The organism is Pseudomonas sp. M47T1 (assembly GCF_000263855.1).
In the GTDB taxonomy this organism is placed as follows: domain Bacteria; phylum Pseudomonadota; class Gammaproteobacteria; order Pseudomonadales; family Pseudomonadaceae; genus Aquipseudomonas.
This window is the reverse complement of the sequence record NZ_AJWX01000002.1, coordinates 14,248-36,208: the sequence shown is the minus strand read 5'-3', so window position 1 is coordinate 36,208 and position 21,961 is coordinate 14,248. Positions and strand designations below refer to the sequence as shown.

22 protein-coding genes and 1 pseudogene are annotated in these 21,961 nt (G+C 60.1%); 6 read left to right on the top strand and 17 right to left on the bottom strand.

The features are described 5' to 3' along the window. Positions 1–114: 114 nt before the first annotated feature. Entirely contained in the window at positions 115–708 is a 594-nt protein-coding gene (locus tag PMM47T1_RS02145; RefSeq protein WP_043300630.1) for a phosphoheptose isomerase, read from the top strand. Next, on the top strand, positions 705–1,283 hold the full coding sequence (locus tag PMM47T1_RS02140; RefSeq protein WP_008365382.1) for a BON domain-containing protein: 579 nt from the start codon (positions 705–707) through the stop codon (positions 1,281–1,283). Before PMM47T1_RS02145 ends, PMM47T1_RS02140 begins: the two co-directional genes overlap by 4 nt. A gap of 94 nt (positions 1,284–1,377) precedes the next feature. Here the strand turns inward: PMM47T1_RS02140 and PMM47T1_RS02135 are convergent, their stop codons facing one another. The 7 genes from PMM47T1_RS02135 to rplM form a co-directional block, all read right to left on the bottom strand. After that, positions 1,378–1,800 (bottom strand): ClpXP protease specificity-enhancing factor, encoded by a 423-nt coding sequence (locus PMM47T1_RS02135; RefSeq protein ID WP_008365380.1) that lies wholly within the window; start codon positions 1,798–1,800, stop codon positions 1,378–1,380. Between the two features lie 17 nt (positions 1,801–1,817). Beyond that, positions 1,818–2,435 carry a glutathione S-transferase N-terminal domain-containing protein gene (locus PMM47T1_RS02130; RefSeq protein WP_008365378.1) on the bottom strand — a complete coding sequence of 206 codons (618 nt, stop codon included), beginning with the start codon at positions 2,433–2,435 and terminating at the stop codon, positions 1,818–1,820. A gap of 157 nt (positions 2,436–2,592) precedes the next feature. Next, entirely contained in the window at positions 2,593–3,372 is a 780-nt protein-coding gene (locus PMM47T1_RS02125; RefSeq protein ID WP_008365376.1) for a cytochrome c1, read from the bottom strand. After that, positions 3,372–4,583: a cytochrome b gene (locus tag PMM47T1_RS02120; protein ID WP_008365374.1), complete on the bottom strand. Its 1,212-nt coding sequence runs from the start codon at positions 4,581–4,583 to the stop codon at positions 3,372–3,374. The genes PMM47T1_RS02125 and PMM47T1_RS02120 overlap by 1 nt, the downstream gene beginning before the upstream one ends. Continuing rightward, the gene (gene petA / locus PMM47T1_RS02115) at positions 4,583–5,176 is read right to left on the bottom strand and encodes a ubiquinol-cytochrome c reductase iron-sulfur subunit (RefSeq protein WP_008365373.1); all 594 of its coding nucleotides are present in this window, start codon (positions 5,174–5,176) and stop codon (positions 4,583–4,585) included. The genes PMM47T1_RS02120 and petA overlap by 1 nt, the downstream gene beginning before the upstream one ends. Before the next feature lie 331 nt (positions 5,177–5,507). Further along, a complete protein-coding gene (gene rpsI / locus PMM47T1_RS02110; protein WP_008365372.1) occupies positions 5,508–5,900 on the bottom strand; it encodes a 30S ribosomal protein S9 in 393 nt (130 codons plus the stop codon). 14 nt (positions 5,901–5,914) lie between these two features. Next, positions 5,915–6,343: a 50S ribosomal protein L13 gene (gene rplM / locus PMM47T1_RS02105; protein WP_007928449.1), complete on the bottom strand. Its 429-nt coding sequence runs from the start codon at positions 6,341–6,343 to the stop codon at positions 5,915–5,917. 248 nt (positions 6,344–6,591) lie between these two features. On the opposite strand from rplM, the gene PMM47T1_RS02100 reads away from it, so the two are divergent. Beyond that, positions 6,592–7,632 (top strand): NADP(H)-dependent aldo-keto reductase, encoded by a 1,041-nt coding sequence (locus PMM47T1_RS02100; protein WP_008365368.1) that lies wholly within the window; start codon positions 6,592–6,594, stop codon positions 7,630–7,632. 65 nt (positions 7,633–7,697) lie between these two features. Here the strand turns inward: PMM47T1_RS02100 and PMM47T1_RS02095 are convergent, their stop codons facing one another. Then, entirely contained in the window at positions 7,698–8,837 is a 1,140-nt protein-coding gene (locus PMM47T1_RS02095) for an acyl-CoA dehydrogenase family protein (protein WP_008365366.1), read from the bottom strand. Between the two features lie 240 nt (positions 8,838–9,077). On the opposite strand from PMM47T1_RS02095, the gene PMM47T1_RS02090 reads away from it, so the two are divergent. Further along, positions 9,078–9,974: a GlxA family transcriptional regulator gene (locus tag PMM47T1_RS02090; RefSeq protein WP_177323357.1), complete on the top strand. Its 897-nt coding sequence runs from the start codon at positions 9,078–9,080 to the stop codon at positions 9,972–9,974. A 73-nt stretch (positions 9,975–10,047) separates the two neighbouring features. Here the strand turns inward: PMM47T1_RS02090 and zapE are convergent, their stop codons facing one another. The 3 genes from zapE to PMM47T1_RS02075 form a co-directional block, all read right to left on the bottom strand. Beyond that, complete coding sequence (gene zapE, locus PMM47T1_RS02085; protein ID WP_008365361.1) at positions 10,048–11,142, bottom strand: cell division protein ZapE; 1,095 nt, start codon at positions 11,140–11,142, stop codon at positions 10,048–10,050. 85 nt (positions 11,143–11,227) lie between these two features. Beyond that, entirely contained in the window at positions 11,228–12,577 is a 1,350-nt protein-coding gene (locus PMM47T1_RS02080) for a tryptophan--tRNA ligase (RefSeq protein WP_008365360.1), read from the bottom strand. Positions 12,578–12,601: 24 nt separating this feature from the next. Next, complete coding sequence (locus tag PMM47T1_RS02075; protein WP_008365358.1) at positions 12,602–13,237, bottom strand: alpha/beta hydrolase; 636 nt, start codon at positions 13,235–13,237, stop codon at positions 12,602–12,604. A gap of 138 nt (positions 13,238–13,375) precedes the next feature. Here PMM47T1_RS02075 and PMM47T1_RS02070 point away from each other — a divergent pair, with 138 nt between their 5' ends. Next, positions 13,376–13,810 carry a YhcB family protein gene (locus PMM47T1_RS02070; RefSeq protein WP_008365357.1) on the top strand — a complete coding sequence of 145 codons (435 nt, stop codon included), beginning with the start codon at positions 13,376–13,378 and terminating at the stop codon, positions 13,808–13,810. An 86-nt stretch (positions 13,811–13,896) separates the two neighbouring features. On the opposite strand, the gene PMM47T1_RS02065 is transcribed toward PMM47T1_RS02070, so the two are convergent. The 5 genes and pseudogenes from PMM47T1_RS02065 to PMM47T1_RS02050 form a co-directional block, all read right to left on the bottom strand. Further along, complete coding sequence (locus PMM47T1_RS02065) at positions 13,897–15,036, bottom strand: acyltransferase family protein (protein ID WP_008365355.1); 1,140 nt, start codon at positions 15,034–15,036, stop codon at positions 13,897–13,899. 291 nt (positions 15,037–15,327) lie between these two features. Beyond that, complete coding sequence (cysN, locus tag PMM47T1_RS02060; RefSeq protein ID WP_008365352.1) at positions 15,328–17,229, bottom strand: sulfate adenylyltransferase subunit CysN; 1,902 nt, start codon at positions 17,227–17,229, stop codon at positions 15,328–15,330. Between the two features lie 61 nt (positions 17,230–17,290). Further along, positions 17,291–17,566: pseudogene (locus PMM47T1_RS28805) on the bottom strand (four helix bundle protein); the annotation flags it as partial. A gap of 14 nt (positions 17,567–17,580) precedes the next feature. After that, positions 17,581–18,498, bottom strand: coding sequence for a sulfate adenylyltransferase subunit CysD (gene cysD / locus PMM47T1_RS02055; RefSeq protein WP_008365348.1), 918 nt, complete (start codon positions 18,496–18,498; stop codon positions 17,581–17,583). 215 nt (positions 18,499–18,713) lie between these two features. Continuing rightward, entirely contained in the window at positions 18,714–19,472 is a 759-nt protein-coding gene (locus PMM47T1_RS02050; RefSeq protein WP_008365347.1) for a Nif3-like dinuclear metal center hexameric protein, read from the bottom strand. Positions 19,473–19,594: 122 nt separating this feature from the next. Between PMM47T1_RS02050 and algW the strand changes: the two genes are divergently transcribed. Further along, positions 19,595–20,758: a Do family serine endopeptidase AlgW gene (gene algW / locus PMM47T1_RS02045; protein WP_008365345.1), complete on the top strand. Its 1,164-nt coding sequence runs from the start codon at positions 19,595–19,597 to the stop codon at positions 20,756–20,758. 159 nt (positions 20,759–20,917) lie between these two features. Here algW and hisC read toward each other — a convergent pair whose 3' ends face one another. Continuing rightward, positions 20,918–21,961 carry a histidinol-phosphate transaminase gene (hisC, locus tag PMM47T1_RS02040; RefSeq protein WP_008365343.1) on the bottom strand — a complete coding sequence of 348 codons (1,044 nt, stop codon included), beginning with the start codon at positions 21,959–21,961 and terminating at the stop codon, positions 20,918–20,920.

Here is a 21,961-nt window from a genome sequence, read left to right as displayed (position 1 = left end):
CTGTTGGACACCCCCTTTTTTCAACGATTTTTGCTCTTTGCTTTGCGGGCTGCACATTCATGTGCCGGGACGCTGAACAGCGCCCGACCAGCCGCCCTAATTAAGGTCACATTGATGGACATGCAATCCCGAATTCGCCAGCTTTTCCAGGCCAGTATCGATACCAAGCAACAGGCGATGGAAGTCCTTGCACCGCACATCGAGCAAGCCAGCCAGGTCATGGTCAACGCCCTGCTCAACGAGGGCAAGATGCTGTCGTGCGGCAATGGTGGCTCGGCCGGTGACGCGCAGCACTTTTCCTCCGAGCTGCTCAACCGCTTCGAGCGCGAGCGCCCGAGCCTGCCGGCCATCGCCCTGACCACCGACAGCTCGACCATCACCTCTATCGCCAACGACTACAGCTACAACGAGATCTTCTCCAAGCAGATCCGCGCCCTGGGTCAGCCGGGCGATGTGCTGCTGGCGATTTCCACCAGCGGCAACTCGGCCAACATCATTCAGGCGATCCAGGCCGCACATGATCGCGAAATGATTGTCGTAGCCCTGACCGGTCGCGACGGCGGCGGCATGGCCTCGTTGCTGCTGCCCGAAGACGTCGAGATTCGCGTACCGGCCAGCGTCACCGCACGCATCCAGGAAGTTCACCTGCTGGCGATCCACTGCCTCTGCGACTTGATCGACAGCCAATTGTTCGGGAGTGAAGAATGACCCCTAATCGCCTTGGCCTGATGGCCCTGACACTGTGCCTGAGCCTGACCGGCTGCAGCTCGTTTTTGACTGCCACCCGCGACAAGCCGATCGAGGATGATCGCGGCACGCGCACCTTCGGCAGCAAGATCGATGACTCGCTGATTGAAACCAAAGTGTCGGTGAACGTGGCCAAAGCCAGCCCGGACCTTGACCAGAACTCGCACATCGTCGTCAGCAGCTTCAACGGCATTGTCCTGCTGGCTGGCCAGACTCCGCGGGCCGACCTCAAGGCCATGGCCGAACAGGCCGCCAGCGGCGTTCAGCGCGTCAAGAAAGTGCACAACGAACTGCAGGTCATGGAACCTTCGTCAATCCTGGCCCGCAACAACGACGCCTGGCTGACCACCAAGATCAAGACCCAGATGCTTGCCGACGCCAGCATCCCCGGCTCGCGCATCAAGATCATCACCGAGAACGGCATTGTCTACATGCTGGGGCTGGTCACCCAGAAGGAAGCGGCCCAGGCGGCATCGCTGGTGCAAGGCGTGGGTGGCGTACAGAAGATCGTCAAGCTGTTCGAATACATCGACTGATGAGGGCAGCTGCAAGCTGCAAGCTTCTAACTTGAGGCTTGTAGCTTTAAGCTCGAAGCTAAAAAAAGGCGATCCGAGAGGATCGCCTTTTTTGTTACTTGACCACTTTCAGGCTTGGACGGCCTGCAGGGCGCTGCGGGCGCCCGCCATCGGGTGGCAGGTCATCATCATGACCATCGAGCACCACCTCGTCTTCCTCGAACGCCGGCGGCTCGAGATCGAAGACCATGCCCTGGCCATTCTCGCGGGCATACACCCCCAGGATAGCGCCGATCGGCACGTAGAGGGTGTGTGCCACACCACCGAAACGGCCTTCGAAGCTGACCGCGTCGTTGTCCATGTGCAAATGACGCACTGCACTGGGCGACACATTGAGGACGATCTGGCCATCACTGGCAAAGCCCTTGGGCACCTGCACCGAACGGTATTCGGAATTGACCAGCATGTGTGGCGTGCAATCGTTATCCACGATCCACTCGTAGAGTGCACGCACGAGATACGGACGACTGGAGTTCATCAACGGCTCCTTCAAACCTAGCGCATTTCACGTTCAGCGGCCGAGAGGCTAGCCTGGAAGGCCTCACGGGCAAACTGACGCTCCATATAGTCCAGCAGCGGCTTTGCGGGCCGCGGCAATTCGATACCCAGAACTGGCAAACGCCAGAGTATGGGCAGTAGACAGCAATCAACAAGACTTTGCTCCTCACTGAGGAAGAAAGGCTTGTCGGCAAACAATGGCGAGACACCCGTGAGGCTCTCGCGCAGCTCCTTGCGGGCCTGCACGCGCGCCGGTTCCTTGGTGCGCGTGTCAAGAATCAGGTCCACCAGCCCACACCAGTCGCGCTGGATCCGGTGGATCAGCAGGCGGCTGTTGGCTCGGGCCACCGGATACACCGGCAGCAGCGGCGGATGCGGGTAACGCTCATCCAGATATTCCATCACGACGGTGGATTCGTACAGCGCCAGATCGCGATCAACCAGCGTCGGCACACTGCCGTACGGGTTCACTTCGATCAATTTGGCCGGCTGCGAACCCGCCGGCACACTGATGATCTCGGCGCTTACACCCTTCTCGGCGAGAACGATGCGAACCCGATGAGAATAGTGGTCAGCGGGGTCGGAGTAACAGGCCAACCGGTTGGTCACGCCCATGGCGGTCCTCCTCGCGTATAAAAAACATGAATAACACAAAAACGAGCGCGCCCCTGAAACACTCCTTTAGCGGATGTGACTGGAAGGCATTCCAGGCTCACTACGCAGCGGAGTTGCCCAGGGGCGCGCGCATTTAACAGCAAATCTTACCGCACATTCAATGAACGTCTTTCCAGTATTCACGTTTGAGCAGGTAGGCAAAGATGAAGAGGATGGCCAGGTAAAGCAATACGTAGGCGCCAATGCGTTCGCTGGCGAGCTTGTTGGGGTTGGCCGAGTAAGCCAGGAAGGTCACCAGGTTCTTGATTTTTTCATCAAACTGCTCGGGCGTCAGGCTGCCGGTCTTGGGCAATAGCGTCAGTTGATCGCAGGCTTCATGGGTCAATGGCGAGCCGGTCAGCGGGTCATATTGCTTCTTGCCATCGGTGACTAGCTGAACCTGCTTGCAGCCGATCACCTGGCGCCCCTGCAGGCCGCCCAGCACGTTGGGCATGCCTACATTGGGGAACACGGCGTTGTTCACGCCCCAGGGCCGCGCAGGGTCCTCATAGAAGGAGCGCAGGTAGCCATACAGCCAGTCGGTACCGCGCACCCGCGCCACCAGGGTCAGGTCCGGGGGCGCGGCGCCGAACCAGGCCTTGGCGTCGGCAGGCTGCATGCCGATGGTCATGTGGTCGCCGATCTTGGCGCCGGTGAACACCAGTTTTTCCAGCATCAGGTCATGGGGAATACCCAAGTCATCGGCCACCCGCTCGTAACGCTGGAACTTGGCACTGTGGCAGCCCATGCAGTAGTTGGCGAAGGTGCGCGCGCCATCTTGCATGGCAGGCTTGTCGGCGAGGTCGATATCCACTTTTTCCAGCTCCGGACCACCCTCGGCGGCCAGGGTCAACGTGGGCAGCAACGCAATAATGAACACCGCTAATAGCTTTTTCATCAGCCAGTCACCCTTTCCGGTACCGGTTTGGTCTTCTCGAGCCGGGTGTAGAACGGCATCAGAATGAAGTAGGCGAAATACAGCACCGTACAGACCTGCGAAACCAGCGTTCGCTCAGGTGTTGGCGGTTGCACGCCGAGGTAGCCCAGGGTCATGAACGAGACGCAGAACAGCGTCAATGCAATTCGACTCAACCAGCCCTTGTACCGCATGGACTTGACCGGACTGCGATCCAGCCAAGGCAACACGAACAACACGGCGATGGCCGCCCCCATGGACATCACCCCCATCAGCTTGTCAGGCACGGCGCGCAAGATGGCGTAGAACGGCGTGAAGTACCACACCGGGGCGATATGTTCTGGCGTCTTGAAGGCGTTGGCCTGCTCGAAGTTGGGTTTTTCCAGGAAGTAGCCGCCCATTTCCGGAAAGAAGAACACAATGGAGCAGAACACGAACAGGAACACCACCACCCCCACAATGTCCTTGACCGTGTAGTACGGGTGGAACGCAATGCCGTCAAGCGGCACGCCGCGTTCATCCTTGAGCTTCTTGATCTCGATGCCGTCGGGGTTGTTGGACCCCACCTCATGCAGCGCCAGCACATGCAGCACCACCAGCCCCAGAATGACGATGGGCAAGGCAATCACGTGCAGGGCGAAGAAGCGGTTCAGGGTGATGCCGGAAATCAGATAGTCGCCGCGAATCCACTGGGTCAGGTCATTGCCGATTACCGGAATGGCGCCAAACAGGGAAATGATCACCTGCGCCCCCCAGTACGACATCTGCCCCCAGGGCAGCAGGTAGCCCATGAAGGCCTCGGCCATCAATGCCAGGTAGATGAGCATGCCGAAGATCCACACCAGCTCCCGAGGCTTCTTGTAGGAGCCATACAACAGGCCGCGAAACATGTGTAGGTAGACCACGATGAAGAACGCCGAGGCACCGGTGGAGTGCAGGTAGCGCAAGATCCAGCCATAGGACACGTCGCGCATGATGTACTCGACCGAGGCAAACGCCTCCTCCGCCGAGGGCGTGAAGCTCATGGTCAGCCACACGCCGGTGATGATCTGGTTGACCAGCACCAGCAGCGCCAGGGAGCCGAAGAAATAGAAGAAGTTGAAGTTCTTCGGTGCGTAATATTTGGTGAGGTGCTCTTCCCACATTTTGGTCGCGGGAAAACGGGCATCCACCCAGGCCATGAATTTGCTCATCACGCTTTCTCCGTGTCTTCGCCAATGACAATCACGTCGTCGCTTTCGTACCTGTGCGGCGGTACCGCCAGGTTCAGCGGCGCGGGCTGGGACTTGTAGACGCGTCCGGCGAGGTCGTAGTGGGAACCGTGGCAGGGGCAGAAATAGCCACCCACCCAGTCCTTGCCCAGGTCGGCCGGAGCCACCTCGGGGCGAAACGTCGGAGAACAGCCCAAGTGGGTGCAGATGCCGATGAGGATCAGGACCTGGGGCTTGATGGAGCGCAACTTGGGGTCGACATAGGCAGGCTGGGTTGAGTTCTTGGACTCCGGATCGGACAGCCGGTCCTCGATCTTGCCCAGGTTGGCGAGGATCTCGTCGGTGCGGCGCACCACGAATACCGGCTGGCCACGCCATTCGGCGATGACTTGCTGGCCAGGCTCGACCTTGCTGATGTTGAACTTGACTGGAGCCCCCGCCGCCTTGGCCTTGGCACTTGGAAACCACGACCCCACGAACGGGACCGCAGCCCCCACCGCTCCTGCTGCGCCGACCACGGAGGTGGCCGCTACGAGGAAGCGACGCCGGCCTGCATTCACGCCGTCATTGCTCATTCAGTCCTCTCCCATCAGCTTCGTGTGCCCTGTTGCAACGGGCATCTACATTGTTGTTTCCACCCGCACAGGTAGGGTCAGTACCTGAAAATGTGACGAATGGTAGTGAAAAGCCCATACATGGACAAGGGAAATACCGCGGCAAACGGCTTCATCCCCTGCCCCGACGGCATGCGCAGGTCCAGCAAGTTGCTGTACAAAAACTTCGCACGCCACCTTTAACATCGTAGCCGCTGCGGGCCCTCGACGCTCACCGTAGTCTAGTCGACATAAAAAAGCCCGGTTCCAAAGGAACCGGGCTTTTTTTTGAACGGAGTCGCGAAGCTTTGAATTAACGCTTCGAGTACTGCGGACGCTTACGCGCTTTACGCAGACCGACTTTCTTACGTTCAACTTCACGAGCGTCACGAGTGACGAAGCCTGCTTTACGCAGTGCGCCACGCAGGGTCTCGTCGTACTGCATCAGTGCACGGGTGATACCGTGACGGATCGCGCCGGCTTGACCGCTGACACCACCACCGATAACGGTGACGTAGATGTCGAACTTCTCGGTGGTCTCGGTCAGTTCCAGCGGCTGACGAACTACCATGCGGGCAGTTTCACGGCCGAAGAACACGTCCAGAGAACGGTTGTTGATGGAGATGTTGCCAGTACCCGGACGCAGGAAAACGCGTGCGGTAGCGGTCTTGCGACGGCCAGTGCCGTAATTTTGAGTCGCCGACATAATGAACTATTCCGTTAAATCTTCAGTTCTTGGGGCTGCTGAGCAGTATGAGGGTGTGCAGCGCCCGCATAGACTTTCAGCTTACGGTACATGTCGCGACCCAGCGGGTTTTTAGGCAGCATGCCTTTTACCGCGGTCTCGATCACGCGCTCAGGGGCCTTGGCGATCAGCTTTTCAAAGTTGATCGACTTGATGCCGCCCGGGAAACCGGAGTGGGAGTAGTACATTTTGTCAGTGGTTTTAGCGCCAGTGACACGAACCTGCTCAGCGTTGATGACGACGATGTAGTCGCCGGTGTCAACGTGAGGGGTGTATTCTGGTTTGTGCTTGCCACGCAGACGGCTCGCGATCTCAGTAGCCAGACGACCCAGGGTCTGACCAGCAGCATCAACGACGAACCAGTCGCGTTTTACTGTTTCCGGTTTAGCAGTAAAAGTTTTCATTCTTTATAGCCTCGAAGGCCGTCCAGCAAAAAGAGACGGCAGATCTTACTGAATAGTGCGTACTTTGACAAGTCAAAGGCAGCCGGATACAGACGCTATCGGGGGCTCGGGTCGGCGCGTCCAATATACGGCAAGATTCTTCGGCGAGCGGCGCATCACTTCCACTGCAGAGAGAGGGGGCGAATTATCCAGATTGCGAAAAAAATATCAACCTGCTTTTATGATTCCTTTGCCTTGAGGAGAAGCAGATGGATTATCGCCGACTGGGACGCACCGACATCAACGTCAGCGCCCTGTGCCTGGGTACCATGACCTGGGGCGAGCAGAACACCGAGGCAGAGGGCTTCGCGCAGATCGAGCGGGCCAAGGCTGCCGGTATCAACTTCATCGACACGGCGGAAATGTACCCCGTGCCCCCTCGTCCGGAAACCTACGCCGCCACCGAGCGCGTCATCGGCAATTACTTCGCCAGCCGCGGCGATCGCGCCGACTGGGTACTGGCCAGCAAAATCGCCGGCCCAGGCAACGGCATCGCGCACATCCGCGACGGCCAGCTGCGCCACAACCGCGAGCACATCGTGCAGGCCCTGGATGCCAGCCTGGCACGCCTGAAGACCGACTGGATCGACGTGTACCAGCTGCACTGGCCCGAGCGCAGCACCAATTTCTTCGGCAAGCTGGGCTACCAGCACACCCAGGACGACCTGATCACGCCGCTGGAGGATACGCTCGAGGCATTGGACGAGCAGGTCAAGGCCGGCAAGATCCGCCACATCGGCCTGTCCAACGAAACGCCGTGGGGCACCATGAAGTTCCTGCAACTGGCCGAAAGCCGCGGCTGGCCACGCGCAGTGTCCATCCAGAACCCCTACAACCTGCTCAACCGCAGCTTTGAAGTGGGCCTGGCGGAAATTGCCATCCGCGAACAATGCGGCCTGCTGGCCTACTCGCCCATGGCCTTCGGCATGCTCTCGGGCAAGTTCGAGAACGGCGCCAAGCCAGCCAATGCGCGCCTGACCCTGTTCAGCCGCTTCACCCGCTACAACAACCCGCAAAGCGTGGCCGCGTGCAGCCGCTACGTGGCCCTGGCCCGCGAACACGGCCTGGACCCGGCGCAGATGGCCCTGGCGTTTGTCACCCAGCAGCCGTTCGTCACCAGCAACATCATTGGCGCCACGTCGCTGGAGCAACTGGATACCAACATCGCCAGCTTCGACCTGAAGCTGAGCGATGAGGTGCTGGAAGGCATCGAGGCGATCCACAAGGATCAACCCAACCCGGCGCCGTAACACATCACCCTGTGGGAGCGGGCTCTGCCCGCTCCCACAAGGACCTTGTGCAAGCCTCAATCACATCAGATCACCGACCGGGCAATGATCTCCTTCATGATTTCATTGGTCCCGGCATAAATGCGCTGCACCCGCGCATCTGCCCACGCCCGGGCAATCGGGTATTCCCACATGAAGCCGTAGCCGCCGTGCAGTTGCACGCACTCGTCGAGCACCTTGCACTGTAGGTCCGAGCCCCAATACTTGGTCATCGCCGCCGTGGGCACGTCCAGCTCGCCCTTGAGGTGCAGTTCCAGGCAGCGGTCGATGAAGACCCGGCCAATCTGCACTTCGGTGGCCATTTCCGCCAGCTTGAAACGGGTGTTCTGGAAATCGCTGATGGCCTTGCCGAACGCCTTGCGGTCGCGGGTGTAGTCCAACGTCCACTGCACGGCCGCCTCGGCTGACGACACTGCACCGATGGCCACGGTCAGGCGCTCCTGAGGCAACTCCTGCATCAGGTAGGCAAAGCCCTGCCCGGCCTGGCCCAGCAGGTTGTCCTTGGGAATGCGCACGTTCTGGAAGAACAGTTCGGAGGTATCCTGGGCCTTCATACCCACCTTCTCCAGGCGCTTGCCCTTGTCGAAACCAGGCGTGCCGGCCTCCACCAAAAACAAGCTGGTGCCCTTGGCTCCGGCCCTTGGGTCGGTCTTGGCGACCACGATCACCAGGTCGGCAAGAAAGCCATTGGTGATGAAGGTCTTTGAACCATTGAGCACATATTCATCACCGTCCAGCACAGCGGTGGTCTTCACGCCCTGCAAATCAGACCCGGCGCCCGGCTCAGTCATGGCAATGGCCGTTACCAGCTCGCCACTGACCATGCGCGGCAGGTATTTGCGTTTAAGCGCCTCGCTGCCGTAATGCAAGATATACGGCGCTACGATGTCCGAATGCAGTGAAAAGCCAATGCCGCTCAGGCCCTGGCGGCTGATTTCCTCGATCACCACGGCGCTGTACAGAAAATCAGCGCCGATGCCGCCGTATTCCTCGGGTATATGCGAGCACAGCAAACCGGCCTCGCCCGCCTTGTTCCAGAGCGCTCGGTCCACGTGGCCCTGCTTCTCCCAGTGGGAATGGAAAGGCGCCGCCTCTTTTTCAAAGAACTTGCGTACGCTGTCGCGGAACAATTCGTGGTCGGAGCTGAATACGGTCCTAGGAATCATCTGACACCTCTCGCTGAGCAATCCATGTTAGATAGCAGAGACTAAGCGCCACGGCTGCTATCGACACTGGACACAAACGCCAAAAAATAAGACGATCCAGCCGCTTATTGACCACTATCCCTTATAAGAATAACGAACATGATGTTTACCCCGAATACCCCGTCCCTGCGGCGCGTGAGCATTCTGGCCATCGACAAGGTCTTTGCCTCGACGCTGATGCACGCCAAGGATTTCTTCCACCTGGCCAGCCTGCGTTACGGCAAGCAGTTGGGCCAGGGCCTGACGTCCATTTTCGAAACCCGGCTGATCAGCCCGGACGGCCAACCCGTACAAACCTTCAGCGGCGTACAGGTGCCGGTGGACGGCACCCTTGAAGACGCCGACATCATTGTGCTGCCTGCTTTCTGGGATGACTTTGACGCCCTGTGCCTGCGCTACCCGCAGGTGATGCCCTGGCTGCGTGCCCAGCACGCCCGTGGCGCGGTGTTGTGCGGCGAAGCCAGTGGTGTGTTCTGGCTAGCCGAGGCAGGCCTGCTGGACGGCAAGGAGGCCACCACGTACTGGCGCTTCTTCGGCCAGTTCGCCGAGCGCTTCCCGCAAGTGATCCTGAACCAGGACAAGCACCTGACCGACGCCGACAACCTGTACTGCGCCGCCGGCACCACCTCGGCGTGCGATCTGTACATTTACCTGATCGAGCGCTTCTGTGGCGCCAGCGTTGCCCAGGCGGTGTCGCGCGACATCCTTTACGAAGTGCAACGCAACTACACCCCGGGGCGCATGGGCTTTGGTGGTCAGAAACTGCACCAGGACCTGATCATCCTGCAGATCCAGCAATGGCTGGAGGAGCACTTCGCCGACAAGTTCCGCTTCGAGGACGTGGCCCGCGAGCATGGCATGAGCATCCGCAATTTCATGCGCCGGTTCCAGAACGCCACGGGCGACAAGCCCTTGCATTACCTGCAACGGCTGCGGATTGAAACGGCCAAGGGATTGCTGTCAGGCTCGCGCAAGAGCATCAAGACCATCAGCTATGAGGTAGGGTACGACGACGCGAGCTTCTTCGCCCGCCTGTTCCGCCAGCACACGGCGCTGTCGCCGAACCAGTATCGCCAGCAGTTTTTGCAGGAGGCGTAGCCTCCTGAGCCGCAAGCTACAAGCTACAAGCTGTGCACACCTCACTTGCAGCTTATAGCTTGCAGCTGCCTCTTCAGGGCTTGTGCGCGCGCGACAGGAATTCGTGCGACTGCATTTCCAGCAGGCGACTCAGGGTGCGCTGGAACTCAAACATCAGGCGACCGCCGGTGTACAGTTCCTTGAGCTCCACTTCGGCAGAGATGATCAGCTTGACGTTGCGGTCGTAGAATTCGTCGACCATGTTGATGAAACGTCGCGCGATGTCATCGGTGGCCACGCCCATCTGCTCCACGCCGCTGAGCAGCACGGCGTGGAAGATCTTGCCCAGTTCAATGTAGTCGTTCTGGCTGCGTGGGCCGTCGCACAGCTCACGAAAGTCGAACCAGGCCACGTCGTCGCAGGTCTTCAGCGCGCGGATTTCACGGTTCTCGATCATCAGCACGTCGTTTTCAACGGCTGCCGTACACTCCGGCGTCAACGCCTTGAAGCTTTTGAGCAGGCTTTGCGCAGCCGCTTCGTTGAGCGGGTAGTGGAACAGCTCAGCCTGCTCCAGGTGGCGCAGACGGTAGTCCACGCCGCTGTCGACGTTGACGATCTCGGTGTTCTGCTTGATCAGGGCAATGGCCGGCAGGAAGCGCGCACGTTGCAAGCCGTCCTTGTACAGGCCGTCCGGAACGATGTTGGAGGTGGCCACCAGGGTCACGCCATTCTTGAACAGCTCTTCCATCAGCGTGCCAAGGATCATGGCGTCGGTGATGTCGGAGACGAAGAATTCGTCGAAGCAGATGACCCGCGCTTCGTCGGAAAAGCGCTTGGCGATCACCGTCAGCGGGTTTTTCTCACCCTTGAGAGTGCGCATTTCTTCGTGCACGCGCTTCATGAAGCGGTGAAAGTGGGTGCGCACTTTCTCCTTGAACGGCAACGCCTCGAAGAATGTGTCCACCAGGTACGTCTTGCCTCGCCCTACGCCACCCCAGAAGTACAGGCCCTTGACCAGCGTCGGCTCTTTCTTGCCGAACAACTTGCCGAACAGGCCTGGCTTGCTGTCATGCGCCGCGATCAGGTCGTCATACAGACGCTGGAGGTGACGCACCGCGGTTTCCTGCGCAGCATCATGGAAGAACTCGGGGCGTTTGAGGTCAGCTTGATATCGTTCTAGAGGCGTCATATTCGTTAGCAGGGCAACAAAAACGGGCCGTCACTGTAGCGGCGGCCCTGGGTTATGGCAATTAGACTTGCGACAGTTGGTCGCATTAGTCCTGTTGGGGCTGCAAGGCAAGCCGCAGAGCCTCTACCGCGGCGTCGCGGCTGGCAGTGTCGGTAAACTCCGGGCTGTCACCCACGCAGGCGTCGTCCAGCCACAGGGTGAAGCCGGTGCCTTCGCCGCGCACGTCCAGCGCTGCGCCGCTTTGCAACTGCTTGCTGACCTGGCCGGCCGTCTTGCCATCGGCAAAGCTGCGCGACAGCAGCAGTTGTTCGCCATCAGCGGCCAGCAGGCGGAAACGGAAGCTGCCGTCTTCATCGCGGAAGCTGACAAAACGCGCGGTCTTGGCGGCTTTCTTCTTGGTGGTGGTAGCAACCTGAGCCTGCTCGCGGAACGAACGCAGGCCTACCGCCTCACGCAGCTCGCCGAGGAACGGCGTGGCCACCTTGCGGGCCTTGGCGGCACCGGCCAACAGGATGTCTTCCAGGTCGGCCGGGCGGGCGATGAACTGGTGGTATTTGTCCCGAGCTTCACCCAGTTGGCTGTCCAACAGGCTGAACAGGCGACTCTTCGCCTCGCCCCAGCCCAGGCCCTGCAGCAGTTCTTCGCGGAACTCGGCCTGCTGGGCCGGGGTGGAGAAGGCCTGGAACAGGGTGAACAGGTGCGAGTTGTCCGGGTCTTTCGCTTCGCCTGGCGCCCGGGAGTCGGTGACGATACGCGAAATCGACTCCTTCATGTCCTTGGCGCTGGTGAACAGCGGGATGGTGTTGTCGTAGCTCTTGGACATCTTGCGACCGTCCAGGCCTGGCAACGTCGCCACGCTTTCCTCGATCAGCGCCTCGGGCATCACGAAGAACTCGCGGCCCTGGCCGAACAGGTGGTTGAAGCGCTGGCCGATGTCGCGAGCCATTTCCACGTGCTGGATCTGGTCGCGACCTACCGGCACCTGATGGGCGTTGAACATCAGGATGTCGGCGGCCATCAGCACCGGGTAGCTGAACAGGCCCATGGTGATGCCAGCGTCCGGGTCTTCGCCGGCTTCGACGTTCTTGTCAACCGAGGCCTTGTAGGCGTGGGCACGGTTGAGCAGGCCCTTGCCGGCCACACAGGTCAACAGCCAGGTCAGCTCGGTGATTTCGGGGATATCGGACTGGCGATAGAAGGTCACACGATCCACGTCCAGACCACCGGCCAGCCACGTGGCGGCGATTTCCAGGCGCGAGCGCTGGATGCGCAGCGGGTCGTCACACTTGATCAGCGCATGGTAGTCGGCCAGGAAGTAGAACGAATCAGCGTCGCTCTGCTGGCTGGCGACGATAGCCGGGCGGATGGCACCGGCATAGTTGCCCAGGTGCGGCGTGCCAGTGGTGGTGATACCGGTCAGGATACGAGTGGTCATGGTTGTATTCTTGTCAGTCTGCAATCAATTCGAAAGGCGTGGCAGGACCAGATCTTTCAGGTCGGTCAGCTTGCCATGAAAAAAGTGTCCGCATTCTGCCACTTTCAGCAGCTCATGGGGGCGTTGCAGCTGTCCGGACCAGGCGTACACCAAGGCCGGATCAACCACTTCGTCGGTTTCCGGCTGGATCACCGTCAGCGTCCCTCCCAGTGGCAGGCTATGCTCTGCCCCCAGGCGCATCACCGCCGGTGCCACCATGAACAGGCGCTCAACGCTCTGCCCGGCGGCTTCCAGGCGCCCGCCCAGGCTGGCGGCGACGAAACCACCGAACGAGAAGCCCAGCAGTGTCAGCGGCAGGTCGGGGTGTTGGCTGCGCAGCCAGGCGGCGACGGCTTGGGCGTCACCGACTTCACCGTTACCCATGTCATGGCTACCGGCGCTTTGACCGACGCCGCGGTAGTTGAAACGCAAGGTAACAAAACCGGCGTCACGGGCCGTGCGCTGCAAGGTGGAGATCACCTTGTTGAGCATGGTCCCGCCTTGCACCGGGTTGGGATGGCAGATCAGCGCGATGCCGCGGGCATCGGTGGTGTCCAGGTACAGGGCTTCGAGTTGGCCTTGCGGGCCATCGATGAAAACGGGGGTTTCGCGGATCAGCAAGGGTGTACTCCGTGACCTCGATAGGGGTCGACTCGTCTAGTCGAAGGATTCTGTCTGAAATATTTGCGATTGCTCGCGGTATACAGCGCAGGTTAGAGCCGTTAACGTAAAGCAAAGCCGTTTATAGAGGAAGGACTCGTGGAACACTCGCTCTTAGTTTGGTTGTTGCCGACAATCGCCCTCGTCGTGGGTGTCGTGATTGGCCTGGTCGTCGCCCGCCTCGTGCCCAATGCCGCCCCCAGCAGCACTCAGCGCCAGCTGGACGAGATTCAGGAACGCTTCGACAGCTACCAGAATGACGTGGTCACCCACTTCAACACAACGGCCTCGCTGGTCAAGAAAATGACCCAGAGCTACCAGGAAGTGCAGGAACACCTCGCCGAGGGCGCCAATCAACTGGCCCTGGACGAACTGACCCGCCAACGCCTGCTGGCGGCCCTGCACGCCGACGCGGCAGGCCCGCGCGAACGCCTCACGCCACCGCGCGACGCCGAGCCGCCCCGCGACTACGCGCCCAAGGCGCCGAACTCGCCAGGTATGCTGGACGAGCAATACGGGCTGAAGCGCAAGTAACTGCGCCCACCATGAAAAAGGAGCCTTGTGGCTCCTTTTTTATTGCCTGGCGCCTGGCGCTTGTAGCCGCAGCCTTTCGGCAACGGCTACACGGCAGTCACCGGGGCGGCAGGCCGCGGGCGCTGGCGAATGAACGGCCGCTCGATGCCCCAGTACGTAGCCACGCTGAGGCTGGCCACCAGCCACAGCACCAACGGCAGGAACCACACATAGTGCAGGAAGTTGGCCGCCTGGAAGTCATAGATCGAGAACACGCTGAACAGCACGTAAATCACGATGCCGTGCAGCAGGTAAATACTGAAGCTGGCCTCGCCCAGAATCTTCAACCCACGGTTTTCCAGCAGGCTGTTCAGGCTGTTGCCCAGCACAAACAAGGCGAATGGAATGGCCAGGATGATCATTTGGGCCTTCGAATAAGGCTTAAGCGCCATGCACAAGACCAGTACCGCCAATGCCACCAGCGTGCTCGGCCAGCGCGCATAATCGATTGCCCTGGCCTTGAGCCAATCCTCAAGGATGGCGACGACAATGCCTGCCACGAACAGCTTGATGTAGTTGTTGCTGAAATACTGGCCGTACAGCGGCCACAGCAGCGCCAGCGCGACGATCGAGATCACCACGGCCGCAACGGCCAGACGACGACGCAACAGGCAATACAGCAGCGGCAGCGACAGGTAGAACACCGCCTCGTACAGCAATGTCCATTGCACACCAGCGTTGATACGGCGGGTTTCGTCGATGCCATTGAAGGGCACGCCGATGAATACCAGCCAGTGGCCGATCGACTTGGTGAAGTCGAGCAACGACCCCAATTGGCCGCCTTGTTGATAAAACGCAACAACCACCACAATGACGACACTGGTCAGATACATCGGGAAAATTCGGCGAATGCGCGATGAAGCGATGGCCGTCCAACGGGGCACTCCGCGATACACTTTTCCGCCAAACAGATAGCCGGTGATCATGAAGAACAGCGACACTGGGACCGCGCCCAAGTTGTTGATTACTCGACTGTCTGTCATCTGCCAGATCGACGTGGCATGCCAGTAGTAGCTGACCGTGAAGTGGTGTGCCAGTACGGCGGTAGCAAGGATACCGCGCAGCCCGTCCAGAGAAGACACGCGATGTTGCGCTTCTTCGGACAAGATGGGCAGACGGCTGGCAGCCAGGCAAAAAATGGCCATCGCCAACACATATAGCGCGACCAGCAGCAGGATTTCGATCATGTTTGTTCTTTCGTATCCGTAAACAGCGTAAAAAGCGCCAGCAGAATTGAGTGACTTGGCACGCAAACAACTTCTTGCGTTACATTCTAATCACGTTCGCTGGGTTTGGCGCCTCCCGTTGTTGTCGATTCCTGATACATCGAATCGCGCCAGGCACGACGATCTGCGCAGCCTGGCGGCAGCGGCTACAGGCAGCAGATACAAAGCACTGGGTACGGGGGGGAGGTTGCAGCCCACAAAAAAGCCCGCCCCTCTTTCGAGGGGCGGGCTTTCGCGGTGCAGCGAAGTGGCTTAGATGGCGCCGCGCTTGCGCAGCAGTTCCAGCACTTGCTTGACGCCGTCTTCCAGCGAGACGCTCTGGGTGTCGATCACCAGGTCGGCGTTCAACGGCACATCGTACGGGAAGGACTCACCCGGGATGTTGTCGCCACCGGCGGCATACAGGCCCTGCGGGTCACGCTGGGCACATACCTGCGGCGATGCCTGCACGTACACGGTCAGCAGGCGCTCGGCACCGATCAGGGCCTTGGCCTGTTCACGACCTTCGGCATCCGGCGCGACGAAGGCCGCCAGGGTCAGCAGGCCAGCTTCGTTGAACTGACGCGCCACGTGAGCAGCACGACGCCAATTTTCAGTGCGACCGGCGCGATCCTGCGGCAGGCCCTTGTTCAGGTCATGGCGCAGGTTCTGGCCATCCAGCACGAACACCGCGCGCCCCATGTCGAACAGCTTGCGTTCAACGGCATAGGCCAGGGTGCTCTTGCCAGCGCCCGACAGGCCGCTGAACAGCACGGTAGCCGGCTGCTGGCCGAAGCGCAGGGCGCGCTCTTCAGTGGCCACGTGGGCCTGCTTGCCATGATGGCCAGCAGAGCCGTGCGGCACCACCGGCGGCGCGATGATCATGCCGGCGCCCACGGTGCCATTGGTCAGGCGGTCGATGACAATGAACGCACCAGTGGTGCGGTTGCTGTCGTAGCCGTCCAGGGCAATCGGTGCATCCAGCGCCAGCTTTACTCGCCCGATCTCGTTCAGGGCCAGGGCACTGCCCGGACCTTCAGCGAGGGTGTTGACGTCAACCTTGTGGACGATGCTGGCAATGGAGCCTGGCACGTAGCTGGTGGCGCGCTTGATGTCGTACTTCTTGCCCGGCAGCATCGGCTCTTCAGCCATCCACACCAGCATGGCGTCGAAGCTGTCAGTGACAGTCGGCACGTTGTCGGCGTGTACCAGCAGGTCGCCACGGGAGATGTCGATCTCGTCTTCCATGGTCAGGGTCACGGCCTGGCCCGGGCCTGCCTGCTCCAGTTCACCTTCGAAGGTGACAATGGATTTGACCCGGCTGCTCTTGCCCGACGGCAGCACGACGATTTCATCGCCCTTGTGCACGACACCGCTGGCCAGGGTACCGGCGAAGCCTCGGAAGTTCAGGTTCGGACGGTTGACGTACTGCACCGGGAAACGCAGGTCGGTGAGGTTGCGGTCAGCCGCCACTTCCACGGTTTCGAGGATTTCCATCAGGGTCTGACCGGTGTACCACGGCGAGCGCTCGCTATGATTCACCACGTTGTCACCCTTGAGGGCCGACATTGGCACGAAGTGCAGGCTGGACGGCTTGAGAGCGATACCTTCGGCGAACTTCAGGTAATCGGCCTTGATCTCCTCGAATACGCCTTCGTCGAAGCCCTTGAGGTCCATCTTGTTGATGGCCACCACGATGTGCTTGATGCCCAGCAGGGAGGCGATATAGCTGTGGCGACGGGTCTGGGTCTGCACGCCGTAGCGGGCGTCCACCAGGATGATCGCCAGGTCACAGGTGGAAGCACCGGTGGCCATGTTGCGGGTGTACTGCTCGTGGCCTGGGGTGTCGGCAATGATGAACTTGCGCTTGGCGGTCGAGAAGTAGCGGTAAGCCACGTCGATGGTGATGCCTTGCTCGCGTTCGGCCTGCAGGCCATCCACCAGCAACGCCAGGTCGATATCGTCACCGGTGGTGCCGACTTTCTTGGAATCACGGGTAATGGCTTCCAGGTGATCTTCGTAGATCATCTTGGAGTCGTGCAGCAGGCGCCCGATCAGGGTGCTCTTGCCGTCGTCGACGTTACCGCAGGTCAGGAAACGCAGCAGCTCTTTGCGCTCGTGCTGGCCCAAATAGGCGAGGATGTCCTCGCTGATCAAATCAGATTGATGACTCATTGCATTCGAGCTCCAAGCTGTAAGCTTCAAGCGGCAAGCTTGTCGGCGTACAACTAGTTGGAATTTTTTTGATCAACCCGCACAGCCTGTTGGAAAGCTCACGGGTTTCCGGAATCCAGTGCGCTGCAAGCGATTCGCTAATGTAACCAATCTCTTTGCCTATCATCATCTGTGTTCGCAACTCCCCACAGGAAGCTTTGGCAATCCACAAAAACTGGCATTTTTCCTTGGTAGAGAAACGCTCCATTCCCTCTGCGATATTGCTAGGAACCGATAACGCAGAACGAGTGATCTGACTCCGAAAAGCCAAACCTGGGCAGGTAGCCATCGCTTGCAGCTTGCAACGTGCCGCTAAAAGTAACCCTGACGTTTCTTGTCTTCCATTGAACCGGCGCCATCGTGGTCGATGACCCGACCCTGGCGCTCGGAAGTTCGCGTCAGGAGCATTTCCTGAATGATGTCGGTCAGGCTTTCGGCCTCCGACTCCACCGCGCCCGTCAATGGGTAGCAGCCAAGGGTACGGAAACGCACTTTCTTTTTGACGATCTGCGCTTTCTCTTCCTCGCTGAGGTGCTCGAGGATGCGATCGTCGTCGATCATGATCAGGGTGCCGTTCTTCTCGATGACTTCGCGTTCGGCGGCGAAGTACAGCGGTACGATCGGGATACCTTCCAGGTAGATGTACTGCCAGATGTCCAGCTCGGTCCAGTTCGACAGCGGGAACACGCGAATGGATTCGCCCTTGTTGACCTTGCCGTTATAGACGTTCCACAACTCGGGTCGTTGGTTTTTCGGGTCCCAGCGGTGCTTGCTGTCACGGAACGAGTAAACACGCTCCTTGGCACGCGACTTCTCTTCGTCGCGGCGGGCACCACCGAAGGCGGCGTCGAAGCCGTACTTGTCCAATGCCTGCTTGAGGCCCTGGGTCTTCATGATGTCGGTGTGCTTGGAGCTGCCGTGGGTGAAGGGGTTGATGCCCTGCGCCACGCCCTCGGGGTTGACGTGCACCAGCAGGTCCAGGCCCAGTTCTTCAACCATACGGTCGCGGAACTTGTACATCTCCTGAAACTTCCACTGGGTGTCGACGTGCATCACCGGGAACGGCAACTTGCCGGGGAAGAACGCCTTGCGTGCCAAGTGCAGCATCACGGCGGAGTCTTTGCCGATAGAATAGAGCATCACCGGGTTGTCGAACTCGGCGGCCACCTCACGGATGATGTGGATGCTCTCCGCCTCCAACTGTTTCAAATGCGTCAGTTTGTCGACCATGGCTACTCACGGAATTACATTCGTTATGGACGGCCTGCGGGCCGTGTTCGAGCCGCCCACTCTAGCACAGAGGCCGCTTCTATCTAATTGGCTGGCTAGAACGAAACAATATAAGAATATACCCGTGAGTTTGGGCCATTGGCTCCCCCTGAGGTTACCCCCTTTGTAGGAGCGGGCACTGCCCGCGAAGCAGAACCCGCTCCCACAGGCAATACTCAAATGGGGTTGGGGATATCGATAAAGATGTGTTCGAGGGCGAAGCGCCGGGCCAGGTAATCGCCCAGGGCCTGCACGCCATAGCGTTCGGTGGCGTGGTGCCCAGCGGCAATGAAGCTGACGTCGTTTTCCCGGGCGCTGTGGAAGGTCTGCTCGCTGGCCTCGCCACTGATGTACAGGTCCACACCGGCGGCAATGGCCTGGTCGATATAGCCCTGCCCGCCACCCGTGCACCAACCGACGCGGCGGATCATTTCGCTGCCTTCGATCAGCAAGGGTTCGCGGCCCATGACCTCCTGCACGCGACGGGCAAAGTCACGCGCCGTGACCGGCTCGGCCAGCGAGCCCACCAGGCCCACCACCCGGGCATTGTCCGGGTCCAGCGGGCCTTCCACGGTAATATCCAGTTGACGGGCCAGTTGTACGTTGTTGCCCACGTCCGGGTGCAGGTCCAGCGGCAAATGGTAGGCCAGCAGGCTGATGTCATGCTTGAGCAGGGTTTTCAGCCGGCGCTGCTTCATGCCCACCACGCAAGGGTTCTCCCCCTTCCAGAAATAGCCGTGGTGCACCAGCACCAAGTCAGCCTGTGCTTCCACGGCGGCGTCCAGCAGCGCCTGGCTGGCAGTAACGCCGCTGACAATGCGCATCACCTGCGGACGCCCCTCCACTTGCAGGCCGTTGGGGCAATAATCCTGGATTTTCGCACTGTTGAGGTAACGGTCGGCTTCTTCGACCAGGGTGCTCAGGGCAACAGCCATAAAAGACTCCTAAATAGCAGTTCAGAGCGGCGCAAGCCCTCGTATAATGGCGCCCATTATGGCCCTCCCCCACCCCATGTGGAATGGTTCACGCTCTGAAGCAAACTCCCAGGATCCGTTAAATGTTCAAGGCACTGCGTTATTTTGGCTGGCCGCTGCTGACTGGTTTACTCATCGCATTGCTGATCATCCAGCGTTTCCCGCAACTGGTGGGCTTGCCCAGCCTGGACGTCAACCTGCAGCAGGTTGCCCAAACATCCTCCAGCGTGGTGCAAGGCCCGGTCACCTATGCCGATGCCGTGGTGCTGGCCGCTCCGGCGGTGGCCAACCTGTACACCACCAAAGTGGTCAACAAGAACAATCACCCCTTGTTTGAAGACCCGCAGTTCCGTCGCTTCTTCGGCGACAACCTGCCCAAGCAGCGGCGCATGGAGTCCAGCCTGGGCTCCGGGGTGATCATGAGCCCCGAAGGCTACCTGCTGACCAACAACCACGTAGTGTCGGGCGCCGATCAGATCGTGGTGGCCCTGAAGGACGGCCGCGAGACCCTGGCGCACGTCATTGGCAGCGACCCGGAAACCGACCTGGCGGTACTCAAGATAGACCTGAAGAACCTGCCGTCGATCACCATCGGTCGTTCCGACAACATCCGTATCGGCGACGTAGCCCTGGCCATCGGTAACCCGTTCGGTGTAGGCCAGACGGTGACCATGGGCATTATCAGCGCCACTGGCCGCAACCAACTGGGTCTGAACACCTACGAAGATTTTATCCAGACCGATGCGGCCATCAACCCCGGCAACTCCGGCGGCGCCCTGGTAGACGCCAATGGCAACCTGACCGGCATCAACACGGCAATCTTCTCCAAGTCCGGCGGCTCCCAGGGCATCGGCTTTGCCATTCCGATCAAGCTGGCCCTGGAGGTGATGAAGTCGATCATCGAGCACGGCCAGGTGATCCGTGGCTGGCTGGGTATCGAGGTACAGCCGCTGACCCAGGAACTGGCGGACTCGTTCGGCCTCAAGGACCGCCCAGGCATCGTCGTCGCAGGCATCTTCCGCGACGGCCCGGCGCAGAAGGCCGGCCTGCAGTTGGGTGACGTGATCCTGAGCATCGACGGCGAGCCGGCCGGTGACGGGCGCAAGTCGATGAACCAGGTGGCACGCACCAAGCCCAACGACAAGATCGACATCCAGATCATGCGCAACGGCAAGGAAATGAAACTGACCGCCGAAGTGGGCCTGCGGCCACCACCGGCGCCGAGTGCCACGCAAGAGGTGCAGTAACGAAAAAGCCCGCGAAAGCGGGCTTTTTATTGACGCATCTGCTGCCTTTGTGGGAGCGGGCTCTGCCCGCGAAGCATTCACCGCGCATTTACAGCCAGATTGCGGTGGCCTTTTCGCGGGCAGAGCCCACTCCCACAAGAGCCCGGAGATTGCGGCGGGTTACAGCGCGTCGAGCAGCGCCTGATTCTGCTCGGGGGTGCCGATGCTGATGCGCAGGAACTGGGCAATGCGCTGCTGCTTGAAGTGACGCACGATCACGCCCTTCTCGCGCACCTTGGCGGCAATGGCCGCGGCATCCTGTTGCGGATGACGGGCAAAGATGAAGTTGGCCGCCGAAGGCAGCACTTCGAAGCCGCGCTGCTCAAGCTCGGCCACCAGCTTCTCGCGACTGTCGATTACCCATTGGCAGGTACGCTCAAAGTACTCGCGATCCTTGAACGAAGCCGCGCCACCGACAATGGCCAGGCGGTCCAGCGGATAGGAGTTGAAGCTGTTCTTGACCCTCTCCAGCGCCTCGATCAGGTCCGGGTGGCCAACGGCCAGGCCAACCCGCAGGCCCGCCAGCGAGCGCGACTTGGACAAGGTCTGGGTAACCAGCAGGTTCGGGTACCGGTTCACCAGGCCAATGGCCGTCTCGCCACCGAAGTCGATGTAAGCCTCGTCGACCACCACCACCGAGTCCGGGCTGTTCTTCACCAGTTGCTCCACCGCGTCCAGTGCCAGCAGGCAACCGGTCGGGGCGTTGGGGTTGGGGAAGATGATCCCGCCATTGGCGCGTGCATAGTCTTCAACGCGAATCTGGAACTGCTCGTCCAGCGCCACCGCGTCGAAAGCGATGCCGTACAGGCCGCAGTACACCGGGTAGAAGCTGTAGCTGATGTCTGGGAACAGCAGCGGCGCGTCGTGCTGGAACAATCCGTGAAAGATGTGCGCCAGGACTTCGTCCGAACCGTTGCCCAGGAACACCTGGTTGGGCTGCACACCGTAGAACTCGCACACCGCCTGCTTGAGCAGGTCGCTGTTGGGGTCCGGGTACAGGCGCAGGCTGTCACCCAGCTCCGCGCGCATGGCCTCGATAGCCTTGGGCGATGGGCCGTAAGGGTTTTCATTGGTGTTGAGCTTCACCAGGTTGGCAACCTTGGGTTGCTCGCCGGGCACATAGGGCACCAGTTGCTTGACGAAGGGGCTCCAGAATTTGCTCAT

Excerpts from the sequence above, each read along its gene's own strand:
- PMM47T1_RS02145 (WP_043300630.1), top strand. The coding sequence starts at position 115 with ATGGACATGCAATCCCGAATTCGCCAGCTTTTCCAGGCCAGTATCGAT.
- PMM47T1_RS02140 (WP_008365382.1), top strand. The coding sequence starts at position 705 with ATGACCCCTAATCGCCTTGGCCTGATGGCCCTGACACTGTGCCTGAGC.
- PMM47T1_RS02135 (WP_008365380.1), bottom strand. The coding sequence starts at position 1,800 with ATGAACTCCAGTCGTCCGTATCTCGTGCGTGCACTCTACGAGTGGATC.
- PMM47T1_RS02130 (WP_008365378.1), bottom strand. The coding sequence starts at position 2,435 with ATGGGCGTGACCAACCGGTTGGCCTGTTACTCCGACCCCGCTGACCAC.
- PMM47T1_RS02125 (WP_008365376.1), bottom strand. The coding sequence starts at position 3,372 with ATGAAAAAGCTATTAGCGGTGTTCATTATTGCGTTGCTGCCCACGTTG.
- PMM47T1_RS02120 (WP_008365374.1), bottom strand. The coding sequence starts at position 4,583 with ATGAGCAAATTCATGGCCTGGGTGGATGCCCGTTTTCCCGCGACCAAA.
- petA (WP_008365373.1), bottom strand. The coding sequence starts at position 5,176 with ATGAGCAATGACGGCGTGAATGCAGGCCGGCGTCGCTTCCTCGTAGCG.
- rpsI (WP_008365372.1), bottom strand. The coding sequence starts at position 5,900 with ATGTCGGCGACTCAAAATTACGGCACTGGCCGTCGCAAGACCGCTACC.
- rplM (WP_007928449.1), bottom strand. The coding sequence starts at position 6,343 with ATGAAAACTTTTACTGCTAAACCGGAAACAGTAAAACGCGACTGGTTC.
- PMM47T1_RS02100 (WP_008365368.1), top strand. The coding sequence starts at position 6,592 with ATGGATTATCGCCGACTGGGACGCACCGACATCAACGTCAGCGCCCTG.
- PMM47T1_RS02095 (WP_008365366.1), bottom strand. The coding sequence starts at position 8,837 with ATGATTCCTAGGACCGTATTCAGCTCCGACCACGAATTGTTCCGCGAC.
- zapE (WP_008365361.1), bottom strand. The coding sequence starts at position 11,142 with ATGACGCCTCTAGAACGATATCAAGCTGACCTCAAACGCCCCGAGTTC.
- PMM47T1_RS02080 (WP_008365360.1), bottom strand. The coding sequence starts at position 12,577 with ATGACCACTCGTATCCTGACCGGTATCACCACCACTGGCACGCCGCAC.
- PMM47T1_RS02065 (WP_008365355.1), bottom strand. The coding sequence starts at position 15,036 with ATGATCGAAATCCTGCTGCTGGTCGCGCTATATGTGTTGGCGATGGCC.
- cysN (WP_008365352.1), bottom strand. The coding sequence starts at position 17,229 with ATGAGTCATCAATCTGATTTGATCAGCGAGGACATCCTCGCCTATTTG.
- cysD (WP_008365348.1), bottom strand. The coding sequence starts at position 18,498 with ATGGTCGACAAACTGACGCATTTGAAACAGTTGGAGGCGGAGAGCATC.
- PMM47T1_RS02050 (WP_008365347.1), bottom strand. The coding sequence starts at position 19,472 with ATGGCTGTTGCCCTGAGCACCCTGGTCGAAGAAGCCGACCGTTACCTC.
- algW (WP_008365345.1), top strand. The coding sequence starts at position 19,595 with ATGTTCAAGGCACTGCGTTATTTTGGCTGGCCGCTGCTGACTGGTTTA.
- hisC (WP_008365343.1), bottom strand. The coding sequence starts at position 21,961 with ATGAGCAAATTCTGGAGCCCCTTCGTCAAGCAACTGGTGCCCTATGTG.